At 29.4% G+C, this 16,550-nt stretch carries 18 protein-coding genes and 1 riboswitch; of the genes, 12 read left to right on the top strand and 6 right to left on the bottom strand.

Annotated elements, in window-relative coordinates:
- Positions 1-92: 92 nt before the first annotated feature.
- The 12 genes from BQ5344_RS07895 to metK all read left to right on the top strand — a co-directional run bounded on the left by BQ5344_RS07895 (position 93) and on the right by metK (position 12,647).
- Positions 93-995, top strand: coding sequence for a hypothetical protein (locus BQ5344_RS07895; RefSeq protein WP_071124877.1), 903 nt, complete (start codon positions 93-95; stop codon positions 993-995).
- Between the two features lie 63 nt (positions 996-1,058).
- The gene (locus BQ5344_RS07900; protein WP_071124878.1) at positions 1,059-1,883 is read left to right on the top strand and encodes a hypothetical protein; all 825 of its coding nucleotides are present in this window, start codon (positions 1,059-1,061) and stop codon (positions 1,881-1,883) included.
- A gap of 200 nt (positions 1,884-2,083) precedes the next feature.
- Positions 2,084-2,845 carry an SIMPL domain-containing protein gene (locus BQ5344_RS07905; RefSeq protein WP_071124879.1) on the top strand — a complete coding sequence of 254 codons (762 nt, stop codon included), beginning with the start codon at positions 2,084-2,086 and terminating at the stop codon, positions 2,843-2,845.
- Between the two features lie 100 nt (positions 2,846-2,945).
- Positions 2,946-3,518, top strand: coding sequence for an elongation factor P (gene efp / locus BQ5344_RS07910; protein WP_021769660.1), 573 nt, complete (start codon positions 2,946-2,948; stop codon positions 3,516-3,518).
- Positions 3,519-3,637: 119 nt separating this feature from the next.
- Positions 3,638-3,946 carry a DUF4298 domain-containing protein gene (locus BQ5344_RS07915; RefSeq protein ID WP_021769659.1) on the top strand — a complete coding sequence of 103 codons (309 nt, stop codon included), beginning with the start codon at positions 3,638-3,640 and terminating at the stop codon, positions 3,944-3,946.
- A gap of 79 nt (positions 3,947-4,025) precedes the next feature.
- Positions 4,026-4,658 carry a hypothetical protein gene (locus tag BQ5344_RS07920; RefSeq protein ID WP_021769658.1) on the top strand — a complete coding sequence of 211 codons (633 nt, stop codon included), beginning with the start codon at positions 4,026-4,028 and terminating at the stop codon, positions 4,656-4,658.
- A 19-nt stretch (positions 4,659-4,677) separates the two neighbouring features.
- Positions 4,678-5,715: a hypothetical protein gene (locus BQ5344_RS07925; protein ID WP_021769657.1), complete on the top strand. Its 1,038-nt coding sequence runs from the start codon at positions 4,678-4,680 to the stop codon at positions 5,713-5,715.
- A gap of 21 nt (positions 5,716-5,736) precedes the next feature.
- A complete protein-coding gene (locus tag BQ5344_RS07930) occupies positions 5,737-6,618 on the top strand; it encodes an endonuclease/exonuclease/phosphatase family protein (RefSeq protein WP_021769656.1) in 882 nt (293 codons plus the stop codon).
- 110 nt (positions 6,619-6,728) lie between these two features.
- The gene (locus BQ5344_RS07935) at positions 6,729-8,096 is read left to right on the top strand and encodes an MATE family efflux transporter (protein WP_071124880.1); all 1,368 of its coding nucleotides are present in this window, start codon (positions 6,729-6,731) and stop codon (positions 8,094-8,096) included.
- A gap of 108 nt (positions 8,097-8,204) precedes the next feature.
- Positions 8,205-9,854, top strand: coding sequence for a phospholipase D family protein (locus tag BQ5344_RS07940; RefSeq protein WP_071124881.1), 1,650 nt, complete (start codon positions 8,205-8,207; stop codon positions 9,852-9,854).
- Positions 9,855-9,935: 81 nt separating this feature from the next.
- Positions 9,936-11,141, top strand: a complete 1,206-nt coding sequence (locus BQ5344_RS07945) for a tetratricopeptide repeat protein (protein ID WP_071124882.1) — start codon at positions 9,936-9,938, stop codon at positions 11,139-11,141.
- A 113-nt stretch (positions 11,142-11,254) separates the two neighbouring features.
- A riboswitch (SAM riboswitch) is annotated at positions 11,255-11,352 on the top strand.
- Positions 11,353-11,492: 140 nt separating this feature from the next.
- Positions 11,493-12,647: a methionine adenosyltransferase gene (gene metK, locus BQ5344_RS07950; protein WP_036071340.1), complete on the top strand. Its 1,155-nt coding sequence runs from the start codon at positions 11,493-11,495 to the stop codon at positions 12,645-12,647.
- 40 nt (positions 12,648-12,687) lie between these two features.
- Here metK and BQ5344_RS07955 read toward each other — a convergent pair whose 3' ends face one another.
- The 6 genes from BQ5344_RS07955 to BQ5344_RS07980 all read right to left on the bottom strand — a co-directional run bounded on the left by BQ5344_RS07955 (position 12,688) and on the right by BQ5344_RS07980 (position 16,545).
- Positions 12,688-13,218: a DJ-1/PfpI family protein gene (locus tag BQ5344_RS07955; protein ID WP_268872988.1), complete on the bottom strand. Its 531-nt coding sequence runs from the start codon at positions 13,216-13,218 to the stop codon at positions 12,688-12,690.
- A 217-nt stretch (positions 13,219-13,435) separates the two neighbouring features.
- Entirely contained in the window at positions 13,436-13,948 is a 513-nt protein-coding gene (locus tag BQ5344_RS07960; protein WP_071124883.1) for a ClbS/DfsB family four-helix bundle protein, read from the bottom strand.
- Between the two features lie 10 nt (positions 13,949-13,958).
- The gene (locus tag BQ5344_RS07965) at positions 13,959-14,591 is read right to left on the bottom strand and encodes a GyrI-like domain-containing protein (RefSeq protein ID WP_071124884.1); all 633 of its coding nucleotides are present in this window, start codon (positions 14,589-14,591) and stop codon (positions 13,959-13,961) included.
- A gap of 19 nt (positions 14,592-14,610) precedes the next feature.
- Entirely contained in the window at positions 14,611-15,084 is a 474-nt protein-coding gene (locus BQ5344_RS07970; protein ID WP_071124885.1) for a GyrI-like domain-containing protein, read from the bottom strand.
- 21 nt (positions 15,085-15,105) lie between these two features.
- Positions 15,106-15,507, bottom strand: coding sequence for a VOC family protein (locus BQ5344_RS07975; protein ID WP_071124886.1), 402 nt, complete (start codon positions 15,505-15,507; stop codon positions 15,106-15,108).
- 144 nt (positions 15,508-15,651) lie between these two features.
- Positions 15,652-16,545 (bottom strand): helix-turn-helix transcriptional regulator, encoded by an 894-nt coding sequence (locus BQ5344_RS07980; protein WP_071124887.1) that lies wholly within the window; start codon positions 16,543-16,545, stop codon positions 15,652-15,654.
- Positions 16,546-16,550: the final 5 nt, after the last annotated feature.

The raw sequence follows: 16,550 nt of genomic DNA on the forward strand, positions 1-16,550 counted from the left end.
AAAATTCTGTAAAAAAATACTTGCTTTTTTAATTTTTTGTGGTATAATATTTACTGTAAAAGATAGATATAATTTTTTAGGAGGAATATATTATGGACAATAATAAATTTAATGAAGAATCAAAAGAAGAATTGGAAAGAGAAATTCAGGAATTAAAACGTCAAAAAGAAATTAGGGAGCTGCAAAGACAAAAAGAAGAACTTCAAAAGACAATGTTGGATAGCGTAGGAGGAAGTAAGACTACAGAAAAGAATGAAAATACTGATAAAAAAGTTCAAAAAGATAAGCAAAATGAATATAGTTCATATGAAGGAACAAACTTTTTTTCAAATAAAAAGAAAATTATAATTTTATTTGCTGCAATTTCATTAGTTACTATTGCCGCAGGAACTGGAATTTTTTTCTTAAATTCAAATAATAAAAAGAAAAAATCAAGTTTTAAGAGTGACTCAGTAGCTAGCGTATTTCAAGGTCAAACTATGGCAAGTGTGACAACTCCAAAAGTACAAACAGATCAAATGAGTGGAAAAGAAGCAGCTGAAGCTATTTTTAAGGAAGCTATTGGAATTTTTCAGAGAGGAGAATATGCTTCTCAAATTACGGATAAAGATGCTCTTGAAGCAACAAATGCATTTAGTGAAGCATATAAAAAAATAACTTATACGATAAATAATGTAACAGAAAATGGGGATAAAGTTATTTTAAATGTAACGCTAAAATCTCCTGATTTGTCAGAAATACGAACACTTCTTAATCAAAAAGCAGAAAAAGGAGCACAACAAATGAAAGGAAAATCCGTAACAGAAGAGGAGATGAATCATAAAATTTTTGAATGGATGAAGGAATTAATTGATCAAAAAGTGAAAGATCCTAATTTAAAATATATGGAAGAAACCTTTGACGTGCCATATACAAAAATAAATGGTGAATGGACAGCTCCTGATAAAATGGATTCTAAGTTTAATAAACTTATGACATTTAATTTGGATATGTAAAAAATAACTATAACAGTATAAAGTTTACTGTTGACTAGTATTGTTAATTTTTAGGAGGATATTATGGATGATAACCAATTTGGTGAAAATATGAAGGAGCAGCTGGAAAGAGAAATAGAGGAATTAAAACGCCAAAAGGAAATCATAGATTTAAAAAAGCAGAAAGAAGAACTTGAAAAAACTGTATTTGGTGGATTAGGTGGAGCAGCTGAAAAACAAGAAACGGAACCTAAACAGATAGAAGAAGAGTCTCAGGAAGAAGAAATAGTTGAAGAAAAGTATATTTCAAATAAAATGACTACAATTCTAGCAGCATTAGTTGCAGTAGCAATAGTTATTGTTGGATCTGGAATCTTTTACTTGAGAAGTCAAAATAAGAAAAAAAGAGAGAGTTTAAAAAAAGAAATGGCAACAGTATCAAAGAAAGAAAATATAACAGCTGTAACAGAACCTCAAAACAATCCAACGACTCAAGAACAGACTACGGAATTACCAAAAATTGAGCCAAAAACAGATGATGGGGAAGTCCAAAAATCAGATGGAAAATTAACTGTACAAAATCCAGTGACAGTAAAAAAAGGTAGTTATTGTATAAATCCAAATCCTGCTGAATCTGCATTTGGTACTGATACAGTTGATGATTCATTTGCTGAGCATGGATATATGGCTGATATTGCCTTTGAGAATTGTGTAATTAACAGTGGAGGCTCTGTAAAAAATACAGGACCTGTAACAATCACAGTTAGCTTAGCAGAAGAAAAAAATTACGATGCAGTAATGAATAGAAATAAATGGTATCTGGAAAATGGACAGATTAATAGAATAAGTGGACGAGACAGTAGCTTTTTATACTTTAATGGCTGGTTAATGTATAAACAAAGTAATTAATATTAATACAGGGGTAGTATAATTATTACCCTTGTTTTATTTTTTTTTAAATCAAAAAAGAAAAGTTAAAAAAGTTTTGTATAGCAATTGACTTTTTTATTAAAATAATCTATAATTTGATAGAACTTTTATGTAAATAAATCATAATTTTAGATACTTAAATACTATAACAGGTGTAAAGTTCAGTAAAGGAGTAAAAATTGAAAAAGATACAATTTATAATAATCCCTATAATATTATCCTTTGGATTAATAATATCTTCGGCATTAGTTTCAAATGCTATGAATAAAGCGAATAAGGATGAAAACAGAATTACGGTAAAGGGAGTCGCTGAACGTAGAATAAAAGCAGATAAGGCACTTATAAACATCGTTATTACTCAAAAGTCTGATAATCTGGATGAATTGAAAAAACAAATATCAGACAGGGAAACGTTGGTAACTGATTTAATTAAAAGCCTTAAAATTGACACAAATGAATATAGTATAGGAAATCTGCGTATTCAGCCCAATTATCTGGAAAATGCATTAAATACAAAACAATCATCTTCAAATTCTACAGCAATGTTACCAGCTGTTAAAATTTCTAGTTATGATGGAATTGAAACAATTTCAATAGTTACAAAAAATATTGATAAGGCAGAAGAGTTTTATGAAAAATTATCAGAACTTAAACTTGAAAGTAACAATATAGAAATAAATATGCCTAAATATTTTATAACAAATATTGAAAGATACAAAAAGGATTTAGTTGTCGATGCTTCAAGAAATGCTGAAATAAGAGCAATTGAAATGTTAAAAGTAAATAACAATGAAATTGGTGGGCTAAAAAATATTAGTCAAGGACAGTTTGAAATGCTTGAAGATACAGAAGATGTAAGAAGAATCAATGAAAATGAGGCTAATCAAATTTATAAAAAGTTAAGAGTAGTAGTAACTGCAACTTATTTGATAAAATATTAGATGTAGAATTTAAAGCTATGATCGTTCTATTATAGTTATGAAAAATAATAGGTTAAAAAATAAATTATAAATAAAGTAAAAATTTAGGAGGAAAAAATTAATGAAACCAGCAGCAGAATTAAGACAAGGAAGTACATATAGAAAGGACAACATCCCATATTTAATATTAAAAGCTGAAAGACATCAGTCAACATCAGGAAAAAGACAAAGAGCAGCAGAAGTAAAATTTAAAACAAAAGAATTAATTTCTGGAAAAATTCAGGAAATTACAGTTTTGGCAACAGAACTTATGGATGACATCATTCTTGACAGAAATCAAATGCAATTTTTATATGAAATTGATGGGGAATATAACTTCATGGATCAGGAAACTTTTGAGCAAATTACTTTGTCAACTGAGGATTTGGGAGATGCGGTAAACTTTTTGGAAGAAGAAATGATTATACAAGTGTTAATGTACGAAGGAACTCCAGTTGGTGTAGAATTACCAAATACTGTAGTTAGAGAAGTAACTTATACAGAGCCAGGACTAAAAGGAGATACAATCGGACGTGCAACAAAACCTGCCACAGTATCAACAGGTTACACTTTACAAGTACCTTTGTTTGTAGCAATTGGAGATAAAATCAAAATTGACACAAGAACTGGTGAATACATCGAAAGAGCAAATTAATAAAAATTTAAAATTAGGAATATAATAATAAAAATACAGCTATCGCAAACCGGTAGCTTTTTTTGAAAAAATAAGAAAAAATTAAATATAAATTAAAAATAAGAAAAGAGGTAAATTTAATGAAAAATGATAAAATAAAAAGAGTTGAAGAAATGGAAAAAATTATGGATAAATCAGCAGATATTTTTAGGAAACTGAATATAGTGTTGGATAAGCTGGAAGAAAATTTGTCAGATTATAAAAAGCTGGATGAATATTACAGCAGTGAAAATTGGTTTTTAGATGTAGAAGATTTTAATAACGGTGTTTTGCCACAAGACTTGAAATGTGGAGTTTTGAGCGAAGACGGAGCTTATAATTTGTTTGGGGAAAATCATGAGCTGGCAATTAAGATGGTGGAGATTGCAGCGAAGATGTTGAGAAGATAGTCAAAAATATAGGAATTATCTCAGAGAGTTAAAAATAAAAGTAAACGGATATTGAAATGTTTAGAAAGGAAAAATGTGAATGGAGAAAATTGTATTTAAGACGGATTTTGAAATTTTGAAAAGAAAACTCATAAAAGTATTTATCTTTATAGTGATTTTATGTTTATGGATGTTTGTTCCAAATATTCAAAATTTCCCAGTAGATGAAAGTTCTATTCATTTAAAAATTATTATTTTTCCAATTTTAAATGCAATATTTATATTGCTTTTTGAAGTACTAAAGAGAAAGGCTCAAATAATAGAAAGCAATATCTTTATGTTAGCAGCTATATTTAATTACAGCGTATTTGTTAATAGAATTCAAATAATTATTTTTATATTTAGTTATTTATTTTTATACATTTCTTATTATTCTATGATAAAAATAGTTGTTGAGGATAAAAATGTAAAATTTTATGAATTTGGGATAAGGAAAGCTAATTTGAACTTTATGGAAAAGGAAGTCGTTTTGGAGGAAGTTTCATATGAAAGATTTGCAGGAAGGCATCCTAGAAGAACTGTTATAGTTGAAGTTTTAAGAGCTTTTAAAAAAGTAAAATATTTTGGAAGGCGAATGGTTTTACAGGAAAGTACGGATTGGTTGAGTTTTGAGGACAAGGAAAAATTGAGGAAAATAATTAGTGAGAGTATTGTTTTGGAATTTAAATTTTAGATTGTGAAAGATAGACAAAATGAACACAGAAATTTATGAAAAGTCATTTTTTGAAAAGAAAATTGTAATAAAAAATGAAATAATTTATTATTTTGAAGATGATGATTTGAAAGAAGCTATTTATGTTGAAAAATTTGATAAAAGAGTTATTGAAACAGAGTATGTAAATAAAGAAGGATTTAGTCTTTTTTTGGAAATTATCACACCAGAACCAAATTATAAAATTAGAGATAAAAATAAGTATAAAGAGTTAATAAAATATAAAAAATTGAAATTTTTAGATGGAAAAGAAATAGATGTAAGTGAACTGGATGATTATGAGTTCAAAAAGTTGGCAGATTATATCGAAAGTTTGAAAACAAAAAGGCTGATTTTAGATGAGCAGAAGTTTCATATGAAAGATGAATTGATAAATGAGTGGATTTGGAATTATGATTCAAGAAAAATAAGTAGAGAAAAGCTTCAAGAGAAATACGATGAGCAGATAGAAGACAATGAGGCACGAGAAAAATTTTTATCAAATTATGAGAAAAAAGTTTTTAAAATTAGAAAAGCTGAACTTTTAGACGATTTTAAAAAGAATTCTGGATTTGTAAATTTTTTAAACCTATCGTTTACAGAAGTATTTTATTATGTTTTAACATTGGGAATTCTTGCATATGTAAAATTTTTAAATCCAGTTATGGTAGTAATAATTCTTTTTATAATAATTGTAAAATTTCTTATTAAAAAAAATAATTTGAGAAAAAAGTTGGAAGCATTGATTTACAGCATAACTTTTTATCAAGATAAAATAGTTATAGATACTGGAGATTACATTAACAGAATAAAAGTTGAGGAAATTATAAGTATGGCAGTGGATAAAGCGAGCAAATATAATTTGGAGTTTAGAATATCTAAGAAAAGAGAGGAGATACGCTGTAATTTTGGTATAAATTTTACAAAAATGGTAGATTATGAATTGATTAAGAGTGAACAGAAGAAATTTTTGGAAATTTTGGAGGAAATACCGAAATGGTGTGTTATGAATAATATTGAATTTAAAATAGAAAATTAAAAGATCAAGGGGTTGATTGAGATGAAAAATAGAACAGTAAAAAGGATAATTTTTGTATTTTTAATTTTTGGAATATTTTCTTGTTTTAAAAAGGGGCAGATAAGTGAGGAAATTGATATAAATAAGCATGAAAATACGATTTTGGTAGCATCATTTAATGCATTACGGCTTGGAGAGAAACAAAAAGATTATCGGACATTTGCACAGATTTTGGCAAAGTTTGATTTAATCGGGCTGGAAGAGGTTATGAATGAGAAGGGAGTTAAAAAAACGCAAGCATATTTGGAAAAGCTGACTAGTGAGAAGTGGGATTATATTATTTCGGAAAATTCTGTAGGAAGTGAAAACTATCGTGAATATTTTGCATTTATTTATAGGAAAAGCAAATTTTCTGAGGCAAGAGGGCTTGGATTTTATAAGGAAAAGGATGAGAATGAGTTTATGAGAGAGCCGTATGGTGCTTATTTTAAGGCTGGAAACTTTGATTTTGTATATATCATTGCACATTCGGTTTTTGGTGATAAGGAAAAGCAGAGACTGCTTGAGGCGGCAAATTATGTAAATGTTTATGAATATTTTTCTAAATTGACAGATGAGGATGATATAATTATCGCTGGGGATTTTAATACGCCTGCTGACAATATGGCTTTTAAAAATATGGCTGATAAATATAACGTCAAGTATATTTTAAATCCTGAAGAAAATTTGACCACACTTTCGGATAGTAAACTTGTAAGTTCTTATGATAATTTTTTCATAAATTTTGAAAAAACAAAAGAATTTATTGGAAATTTTGGAGTTTATAACTTTATAAAAAATAATAACTATGCTATAATAAAGAAATATGTGTCAGATCATTTGTTGATATTTTCAGAATATTCAACATTGGAGGATTTAGATTAAATAGATTTATTAAAGTTAAAAATTTATTTTGTTAAGGAAGAAATATTATTAAGTAAACTGAAACTGTTGAGAAAATCTAAAAAAATATCAATGAAAAAGAAAGGAAATAAATGAAAGAAAAAGCATTAAATAGAAAATTGGTTTATAAAAAGGTTATTAATATTGGATTACCTGTGGCAATTGAAAATATGATTTACGCACTTATGAACTTTGTTGATATGTTTATGGTGGGGAAAGAGATTGTGGCGCTTGGGCTGGGGACAGTTGCTGTTGCAGGATTGGGGTTTGCAAATCAGATGTTTATGATTTTTATGACTTCACTTTTTGGGATGAATAGTGGCGGTGGAATTTTGGCGGCTCAGTATTTTGGGAACAAGGATTACAAAAATCTGAAAAAATGTCTTGGGATAACGATAATTGTTGGATTTTTATTTTCGCTGCTATTTCTTTTCGCAGGATTGTTTACCCCAAAACTTGTAATTTCAGTATTCACAAATGATAAAAAAGTTATAGAAATAGGGGCTTCGTATTTACAAATTGTAGCGTGGACTTATCCACTTGTGGGAGTTGGTTTTGCCTTTAATATGCAGCTTCGTGCAATAGGGAAAACCAAATATTCATTTTACTCAAGTGTAATAGGGCTTTTGATAAATGTAGCCATAAACTATATGTTGATTTTTGGACATTTTGGATTTCCTGCGATGGGAGTACGTGGTGCTGCAGTTGCAACAGTTATTGCGAGAATTATAAGTACTTTTTATATAATTTATATAATTTACAAGTTAAAATTGCCAATTGCAGGGAAAATGAACGAATTATTTGATTTGTCGATGGAATTTTTTGTAAAAGTTATGAAAATATCGCTTCCTGTTTTTATTCACGAAATATTGTGGGTACTTGGTGCAAGTATGTATGTAATGATTTTTGGAAGAATGGGAACAAATTTTGCGGCTGCAGTTCAGGTTGTAAAATCAATTAGCAGTCTTGTATTGACATTGTTGTTTGGACTTTCGAGCGCAACTTCGGCTATAATTGGTAACGAGATTGGTGCTGGAAGGGAAGAAAATGCTTACGACTATTCGATAATTTTATTAAAGGTGGCTGTTATTTTAGGAATTATTATTGGAGCAATTGTCTTTATTTTCAGTCCATTTATCCTGCAGCATGTAAATGAAAAAAGTTATCCGTTAGCAAAAGAGGTTGTAAAGGCAGAGGTATTTGTAATTTTTGTAAAAGCAATAAGTTTACAGCTGTTAGTTGGAATTTTACGTTCAGGAGGGGATACGCTCTGGACAATGTTTGTGGACTTGATTCCGCTTTGGTTTGTTGCTATCCCAATAACATATTTCTTTGGATTACATTTAGGATTTCCAGTTGTAATTGTGTATTTACTTTCATGCAGTGATGAAGTTATAAAAATATTTCCGTGTGTATGGAGATTAAAGAGCAAGAAGTGGATAAATAATCTAGTAAATTAGAGATTTTATAAAAATGAAATATTTAAAAAGGAAAGTAGTTAAAAATAAAAGAATATGGTTAAGTTGTGAATAAAAAAGAAATTTAAGACAGTGAGGGAGAATAAATTAATGAATTCAAGAAGAAAAAAGTATTTACTAATTGGTATTTTAACAGCCTTTACAATTTCATGTTCTACAATAAAAACTCCTCCACTTGGAGTAAATTATGAAGGTCCATTGCGAGATAGTGATAATGTTGAGTTTCATTATGATTTGACTTATCTAGATAAGGATGGGAATATTAGGTATGACAGGAAGATTTGGGAGGCGACTTATAAGGTTGTGGATGAGGCTAAGGATTATCTGATTGTAGAGATGTTTTTGTTTAATGATATTTATAATAAGGATAAGGAGCATTTTCCAGAGTTTGCTAAGGAATATACGAGAAGGCTTATTAAAAAGAAGATGGAAAATCCTGATTTGAAGGTATATGTACTTTCAGATGAGAATAATAATTTGTATGGGGCTTTTGAGCATCCGTTTATTACGGATATGAAAAATGCTGGGATTGATGTTATAATGGTGGATATTTTTAAGTTGAAAGACACGTTTCCTTGGTACTCGCCAATATGGAGAACATTGATTGCACCTCATGGGAATCCGCAGGGGAAAGGATGGATTGGGAACTTTTACGGGCCTATGTGGCCTAAATTGACTTTGAGGAATTTGTTGAGGGCATTGAATGTAAAGGCGGATCACAGAAAAATATTTTTAAATGAGGAAAATGTTGTAGTTTCAAGTGCTAATATTCACGATCCTAGCTATTTTCATGAAAACGTAGCAATATCGGCTAATGGAGAAATTACAAAGGATGTTTTGCACGGATTACAGCTTGTGGCTGAATTTTCAGATGGGAAAATCGATGTAACTGAGAAGCAGGAGAATAAAATAAATAACAGACAAATTGGAAATTTAACAGATAGTCAGATAAGTGAGACAAATAATTTTTCTGAAAGTGAAACTGAAAAGCAAGTTAAAGAAATTGAAAATAAGAAAAAAGAATTTGTGGAAGAGGAAACAAGAAGATTTGAACAAACTAGAGAACTTCCTGAAAAAAGTCAAAATTCTGAAAATGAAAATCAGAAAAATGGAGATACAATTACCAGATTTGATGATGAAAATAATAAATATCAATTGCAGTTTGTGACAGAGGCAAAAATTGGGGAACATTTGGACAAAGATATTGATGGTGCGAGAGCTGGAGATGAAATACTTATGGGAATGTATTTTCTTGCTGACAAGGGAGTCGTTGACAGGCTTATAAAGGCTGCAAACCGTGGAGTGAAAGTTCGGATTATTTTTGACAGGAGCAGGGATGCCTTTGGAATGAGTACAAATGGGCTACCTAACAAACCTGTTTCTAAGAAATTGAAGAAAAAAACTAAAAATAAAATAGAAGTGAAATGGTATTTTACGAATAATGAGCAATATCACACAAAGATAACACTAATCAAAAAAACAGATGGCAATGTTATAATACACACAGGTTCGGCTAATTTAATCAAAAAAAATATACGTGGTTATATAATGGATGCTAATTTTAGAATTTTGACAAATAAAAATTCCAAGTTAACAAAGGATATTTATACATATTTTGATAGATTATGGGAAAATAAGTATGGCTTATTTACTATAAACTTTGATGATGAGCCAACTACTAAGGCGAGCACAGATTTTATGTATAAGATATTGGATGCAACACAATTAGGATCCTTTTAGATATAAAAATTGGTCAAAAAATTTTATTAAATTAAAAAATTATAAAATAAAAAGAATTTGAAAGAGAGGAATGAGCAGCAAATGAAGAGAAAAATAATGTTGGCAATGGTAATTTTAGCTATTGGGATGATGTCGGTTTCTTGTTTTAAAAAGAAAAAGGATAAGAAGAAAGATAATCAGCAGACACAACAGCAGCAACAAAACAAGGATATCAATACAGATATATTTAATCTTGGAGGACAGGCACAAGGAAATCCTGACATAAAAAACTTAACTCCTGAGGAGCAGCAACATTTAATCGACAATCAAATTGATCCAGTAAAAGTTTCAGAAGCATTGACAAAAGCTCAAAACGGAGATAAAGAATCAATTATGTCACTTGCGCAGCTTTATTACAATTTAAAAGATACAGATAAAGTGAAACAAATTTTACAATATGGTGTGGACAAAAACTATCCTGAAGCAATTTATAATTTAGCTGTACTTTATAAAGAAGAAGGAAATACTACAGAAGCAAACAAATTAATTGCGAGACTTCCTAAAGGGTCTAGAACAAATGCTGGCGGACATCAAATGCGTCAAATAAAAATGCGTCCTGGTGCAGAAGCATATAATAGAGGTGTTGACTTAATAAAAGCAAAAAGATATAAAGAGGCAAAGGCAGAGTTTGAAAAAGCGTATAATGCAGGAATAAAAGAGGCAGATATACGTGTAGCACTTTTAAATAAAGAACTTAAAAATGATTCAGAAGCAGTAAAATGGTTCCAAAAGGCTGCAAATCGTGGTGTAAAGGAAGCTAATTATGAAATTGGAGCAATTTTGTATGATGGTGGAAAACAAACTGAATCACGTCCATACCTGTTAAAAGCATATAATGCTGGAAATAAAGGGCTTGCTATGCCAATTGCAATGTCGTATCATCAACAAAATAATATGACAGAAGCTTTGAAATGGTATAAAATAGCTGCTAAAAATGGAGATAAAAATGCTGCGGCTACTATTGAAAGAATCGAAAAGGGCGGAGTAGTTGAAGAAAAGAAAAATGATAAACAGCCAAAAACATTCCTAGGAAACGGGAACTCGTCTCAAAGCTTGACAGAAAGCACTCTTAATGACGTAAAAAGTAAAAGTAAAGCAGAAGAAGCTTCAAAAGTTGAAATTAAAGCTGAAAAACCAAGTACAACTAAACAGCAACAACCTGCACAAACGGTAAAATCTGATGAAAAATCTTCAGATGTAAATATTGATGAAATTATGAAGAAAAAAGCAGCAGAATACAATAAATAAAAATATAGAAAATAAAAATTTTTAAATATTGACATTTGTAAAAAAATAGTATATACTTGTTTTACAATAAAGTTATTTGAAAATCAAACTTAAAGTTATAATACAATTTAATAAACTTATCAAGAGAGATACTAGGGAACGGCCCGTTTGAGTATCCAGCAACCTGTAATTACAAGGTGCTAAGTCCGGCATATGAATGCGAAGATAAGATTTTTTTCTCTTCCTTTCTAGGGAGAGTTTTTTTTAAAAGTCAAAAATATTTTATGCATTAAAATTTGAAATTATAAGTTTTAAAATTAGTTATTGTAGGTTAAGTTATGTTTGGAGAAGTAAAAATTAGGAGGAAAGAAAATGGCAAAAAAAATTTATTTTACATCGGAATTTGTATCACCAGGACATCCAGATAAAATTTGTGATCAAATTTCAGATTCAATATTAGATGCTTGTCTTGCAGATGATGAAAGTTCAAGAGTGGCATGTGAAACTTTTGCAACTACTGGACTTGTAGTTGTTGGAGGAGAGATTACAACTAAGACTTATGTGGATGTGCAGAAGATTGTTAGAGATAAAATCTATGAAATTGGATACCGTCCAGGAATGGGATTTGATTCTGATTGCGGTGTGTTAAATACTATTCATTCTCAGTCGCCTGACATTTCGATGGGAGTCGATACAGGTGGAGCTGGAGATCAGGGGATTATGTTTGGAGGAGCAGTTAATGAAACTGAAGAATTAATGCCTTTGGCACTTGTGTTATCACGTGGTATTATACAAAAATTAACTGAAATTACAAGAAATGGAACACTAGCCTGGGCAAGACCAGACGCAAAATCTCAAGTTACATTGGCGTATGATGAAAATGGAAAATTATTGAATGTTGACACAGTTGTACTTTCTGTACAGCATAACGAAGATGTTACAAATGAACAAATTGAAAAGGATTTGAAAGAGCTTGTGATAAAACCTGTGTTGGAAAAATATAACTTGAATATTGAAAATGTGAGAAAATTTCATATTAATCCAACTGGAAGATTTGTAATAGGAGGGCCTCACGGAGATTCTGGACTTACTGGAAGAAAAATTATAATTGATACTTATGGTGGATACTTTAGACATGGTGGAGGAGCATTTTCTGGAAAAGACCCATCGAAAGTTGACAGATCGGCAGCTTATGCAGCAAGATGGATTGCCAAAAATATTGTTGCGGCAGGTTTTGCTACAAAATGTGAAGTTCAGTTATCTTATGCGATAGGTGTCGTTGAACCTGTGTCAATTCGTGTAGAGACATTTGGAACTGGAACAGTTGAAGAAACAAGAATTGAAGAGGCTGTTGCAAAATTATTTGACTTAACACCAAATGGAATTCAAAAATCATTAAACTTGAGAAAACCATCATTTAGATACCAAGATTTAGCGGCATTTGGACATATTGGAAGAACTGATATTGATTTACCTTGGGAAAAGCTAGATAAAGTTGAAGGATTGAAAGAAGAATTGGGAAAATAATTCAAAAATAGGGAGTGAATAAGTCACTCCCTTTAACTTTTTATTCATCGGAATATTTTTCAAAAGCCTTTTCAAATCCAATTGTATACATATCAAAAAAGAAATTTATATTTTTTTCAGGAATATTGCCTAACGCTTTCATCACATCTTTTGCAAAATGAACAGGACTGTCACCTCTTGCAGTTACCATCTTTCCATCAATTACTGATTCTGCTTTCACAAAATTTTCAGAATTTGTATAATTTTCATTATCCTTTATTTCAGCAAGATTGTTTACAGTATGTTTGCAATCATTTAGGAGTCCATTAGTTGCAAGGAAATAAGCAGCATCACAAATTGCCCCAACAACTTTATTTGGATTATTTTTAAATTTTTTAACAAGTTCAATAATTATGTAGTTTGTTTCAAAGTTCTGGTTTCTCCAAGTTTTTCCTCCAATTAAAATCAATCCGTCAGTATTGTCTTCTGTGATTTCTTCTAATGTCATATCAGGCAGCATTTTTAAATTACCCATTGATACTTTAACATCTTTATCAGTTGAAGCATAACTTACTGAATAATTTTGAGTTATATTTTCTTAATTTAATGCCGAAGCTAGAAATGAAGTTTCCCAGTCTGCAAATTCATCTAAAATTAAAAAAACTATTTTTTTCATTACCATTTTGTCCTTTCTTAGTTGTAATCAATTTTCTATTTTAAAACCAAATAAAATTATTTCGTTTTTAATAGTTTAATTTTAAAAAGTTTTAAAAGAATTGAAAATATTATAAATTATAATACAAAGAAAGTCAAATTTTTAATTTTTTCCATTTTCTTATTTTTGTTCTGAAAGTTTTAAAAGGAGCGACTGTATTTATATGAATCCATTTCCAGATTGGCCAGTTGCTTGGTGTGGAAGAAGCCCATTGTCGTTGATTTTGCTCAAATAACTCCTTTTCTGTGTAAATTTCAATTAAATCAGTTATTTTTTTTACGGTTATATTAAATTCTGCAATTAATTTTTTTATTGAATAATTTTCATACTTTTTATAAAATGATTTATAAAGCCTACCTAAATTATTCCATTTGTAATTTTCTGAAGGAGTAATAACTGTTTCGTCATTTTTATTTTTCTCTTCCCATAAAAGTATTAAATTCATCCATCCCAGCTGGTAAGCAATCATTTGAACAGGACTTTTGTCAACTTCATCTACAAAAGTATCTTTATTTTCATCAGTAATTTCTGAAAATTCATTAATAAATAATACAGCTCTTTTATTTATTTCATCTATCAATTCTTTTTTACTTAAATATCCTTGCATAATTTTCTCCCTATTCTTTAACAGGCTGTCTTATTACAGTCTTCAATTTATTTATATCTGCCTTTCTTGGATCACTTAAATAAATTTCATGATGATATCTTTTTTCTGTTAATTCTATATTATATCCATTATTTTGTGCAAATTCATTCATTCTTTGGATAGTTTCAGGTTCATCATTGTAGCTTCCTGTATGCATACATTGTACACAAAGTCCTTCGTTATAGCTGAAAAATTCAACTTTTGAAAAATCCTTTTTCTTTTTTTCAGTAGCATACTTTATAGCCCATTCCACATCTTCCTTTTTAATAAAATCAGGTATTCTAATTAAAGAAATCCAGTTAAATAATTCCTTGTTTAGCAGATAATTTTCATGCTTTACATTTTCCTGCCACCAAAGTCCTTCTAGTGGCGGAACAACATATTCAAAAAATCCTTCAATTTTGTATTCTGTTTTATAGCTCATCTTAAGAGTGTAGGCAACTCCATATAGCATTTCAACTGCTTTCTGATACTCGCCATCTTTTTCGTTGGGATTTCCTTTTCCTCGCACTGCTATAAAATTCATTTTAGGGATTTCTATAATTTCAGGTTTTTCTGACGGTCTATAAAATTTTTTAAATTCCTTCTTAAAATCAAATGCCATAACTATAATCTCCTAGTTATTATTTTATGCTGATATAAATGTGAATTTCCATATTTTCATAATCATTACCTGCTATATATTCTTCAAAATCATAGGTATAGTTTCTTATATCAGCTTTTTCTTTCCCAAATTCTTCCCAAAATTTATACCAAAATTCTCCAACAGCCTTTACAGGATCACCAAAAATCACAAATCTTGCATATTTTCCTTCTGGAATTTCTAGACTTGTCATATCTTCAGGAATTTCATCAATTTTATTTTTCACTTCACAGCCTGTAAGACAGTCGTACTCAAAGCCATTTTCATTACTGTAATTATAATAGACTCCAATAGCATTGTTATTTGTTCTGTTCTTTATATTTTTGGCACCTTTTTCAGAATACAGTTTTTCCCATAAATTTGAAATTTTTTCAGACATTGTTTCATCATCTTTCACTCGTGTTTTAAATCCAACAAGAGTTTTTTCTTTAATTTCTACTACTTCATATTTCATAATTATACCACCTTTATCAATTTATTTGTATTGCTTTAAAAATTCTTCAGTTGGTTCTATAATCTGTATAACATCTATCAGAAGATTATCAGGACCTTCAAAAATAAAATGCCTCTGTCCCCATTCCTCATTTTGTATTTCTAGCAATATGTTCATATTTTTATCTTCTGAAATCCTTTCATATATTTTATCAACATCTTCAACTTCAAAATTTAATATAATTCCTTTGGATTGTTGCCTGAACACTTCTGGAATTGTTTCATGATTTTTATCTATAATTGCTATCTCAAAGTTATTCTCATGTTTCAAACTTATATACCAATCGCTGACAAATGTTTCTTTAAAATTAAAATACTTTTTTATAAAATTTCCTGTCACCTCTATGTTATTACTTAAAATTACAGGATAAAAACTATTTAACATAAAAATTCCTCCTCTTTAAAATTTTCTATAGATATTATAATACAAAAAATATGACACCAGTGTGTCATATTTATAATAATATTATTTATTTTTTATCATTATTTTTAATCCTATAAAAAATGAAAATCAAAATAATCAAATCTTTTAAAAATAATTTTTCTTCATTTTTACAATTTTTTCAAACAAAATTTTCTTTATTCTCTCTGGCTCTTCTATCTTCAAATGTTCTCCAAAAGATAGAAGATAGCCGTAAATCCATTCATTTTCAGGATATTCCATTATAATTTCAAAATCGCCATTTTCCATTTTGTTTATATTCTCTTCAGAAAATTCATCATAGACACGGTATGCTTGTGATTTATCTATTTTGACTATGATTTTTGTATTTTCTACCGTATTTTTCTTGTTATTTATTTCAAAGTCTTTGATTGTTTTTTCAAAATATTCGTTTGTTAAAGTCAGATTTTTAATTCTTGTTATTTTAAATTGACGGATATCATTTTTTTTGTGGCAATAGGCAAACAAGTACCATGCTTTTTCTTTAAACCATAAATTTAAAGGGTCTGCTGTTCTTTCATAATGTTCGCCTTTTGTGTTAAAATAGTTAAATTTTACGGTTTGTTTAGTTAATATTGCCTCTTTAATTTTTTCAAATAAAGCACCATCATCGCAATTATATCTTGAAAAGTCTATTTTTATCCAGTTGTCTGACTTTTTGTTAAAAATAGTGCTTAATTTTGAAAGAGTTTTATTGTTGTTAGGATAATTAGTGGCATTTAAGCTTTGAAGTGCATAAAGTATTTCATTTTGCTCGTCTTGTGAAAATAGCGATTTATTTATGATGTAGTTATCCATCAGCTTTATTCCGCCAGATTTTCCCCTTTGAAAATATACTGGAATACCAGCAGAAGAGAGAATGTCAATATCTCTATAGATTGTTCTCACTGATACTTCAAAATGTTCGCCAAGTTGTTTTGCAGTAATAGTTTTTTTTTCAAGTAATAAATAAACAATTTCAAATAATCTGCTGATTTTCATATTAT

This window comes from Leptotrichia massiliensis, from assembly GCF_900104625.1.
Taxonomy (GTDB): domain Bacteria; phylum Fusobacteriota; class Fusobacteriia; order Fusobacteriales; family Leptotrichiaceae; genus Leptotrichia; species Leptotrichia massiliensis.

Excerpts from the sequence above, each read along its gene's own strand:
- BQ5344_RS07960 (WP_071124883.1), bottom strand. The coding sequence starts at position 13,948 with ATGCAAGGATATTTAAGTAAAAAAGAATTGATAGATGAAATAAATAAA.
- BQ5344_RS07965 (WP_071124884.1), bottom strand. The coding sequence starts at position 14,591 with ATGGCATTTGATTTTAAGAAGGAATTTAAAAAATTTTATAGACCGTCA.
- BQ5344_RS07915 (WP_021769659.1), top strand. The coding sequence starts at position 3,638 with ATGAAAAATGATAAAATAAAAAGAGTTGAAGAAATGGAAAAAATTATG.
- BQ5344_RS07935 (WP_071124880.1), top strand. The coding sequence starts at position 6,729 with ATGAAAGAAAAAGCATTAAATAGAAAATTGGTTTATAAAAAGGTTATT.
- BQ5344_RS07940 (WP_071124881.1), top strand. The coding sequence starts at position 8,205 with ATGAATTCAAGAAGAAAAAAGTATTTACTAATTGGTATTTTAACAGCC.
- BQ5344_RS07920 (WP_021769658.1), top strand. The coding sequence starts at position 4,026 with ATGGAGAAAATTGTATTTAAGACGGATTTTGAAATTTTGAAAAGAAAA.
- BQ5344_RS07895 (WP_071124877.1), top strand. The coding sequence starts at position 93 with ATGGACAATAATAAATTTAATGAAGAATCAAAAGAAGAATTGGAAAGA.
- BQ5344_RS07945 (WP_071124882.1), top strand. The coding sequence starts at position 9,936 with ATGAAGAGAAAAATAATGTTGGCAATGGTAATTTTAGCTATTGGGATG.
- BQ5344_RS07980 (WP_071124887.1), bottom strand. The coding sequence starts at position 16,545 with ATGAAAATCAGCAGATTATTTGAAATTGTTTATTTATTACTTGAAAAA.
- BQ5344_RS07975 (WP_071124886.1), bottom strand. The coding sequence starts at position 15,507 with ATGTTAAATAGTTTTTATCCTGTAATTTTAAGTAATAACATAGAGGTG.
- BQ5344_RS07900 (WP_071124878.1), top strand. The coding sequence starts at position 1,059 with ATGGATGATAACCAATTTGGTGAAAATATGAAGGAGCAGCTGGAAAGA.
- metK (WP_036071340.1), top strand. The coding sequence starts at position 11,493 with ATGGCAAAAAAAATTTATTTTACATCGGAATTTGTATCACCAGGACAT.
- efp (WP_021769660.1), top strand. The coding sequence starts at position 2,946 with ATGAAACCAGCAGCAGAATTAAGACAAGGAAGTACATATAGAAAGGAC.
- BQ5344_RS07970 (WP_071124885.1), bottom strand. The coding sequence starts at position 15,084 with ATGAAATATGAAGTAGTAGAAATTAAAGAAAAAACTCTTGTTGGATTT.
- BQ5344_RS07925 (WP_021769657.1), top strand. The coding sequence starts at position 4,678 with ATGAACACAGAAATTTATGAAAAGTCATTTTTTGAAAAGAAAATTGTA.
- BQ5344_RS07930 (WP_021769656.1), top strand. The coding sequence starts at position 5,737 with ATGAAAAATAGAACAGTAAAAAGGATAATTTTTGTATTTTTAATTTTT.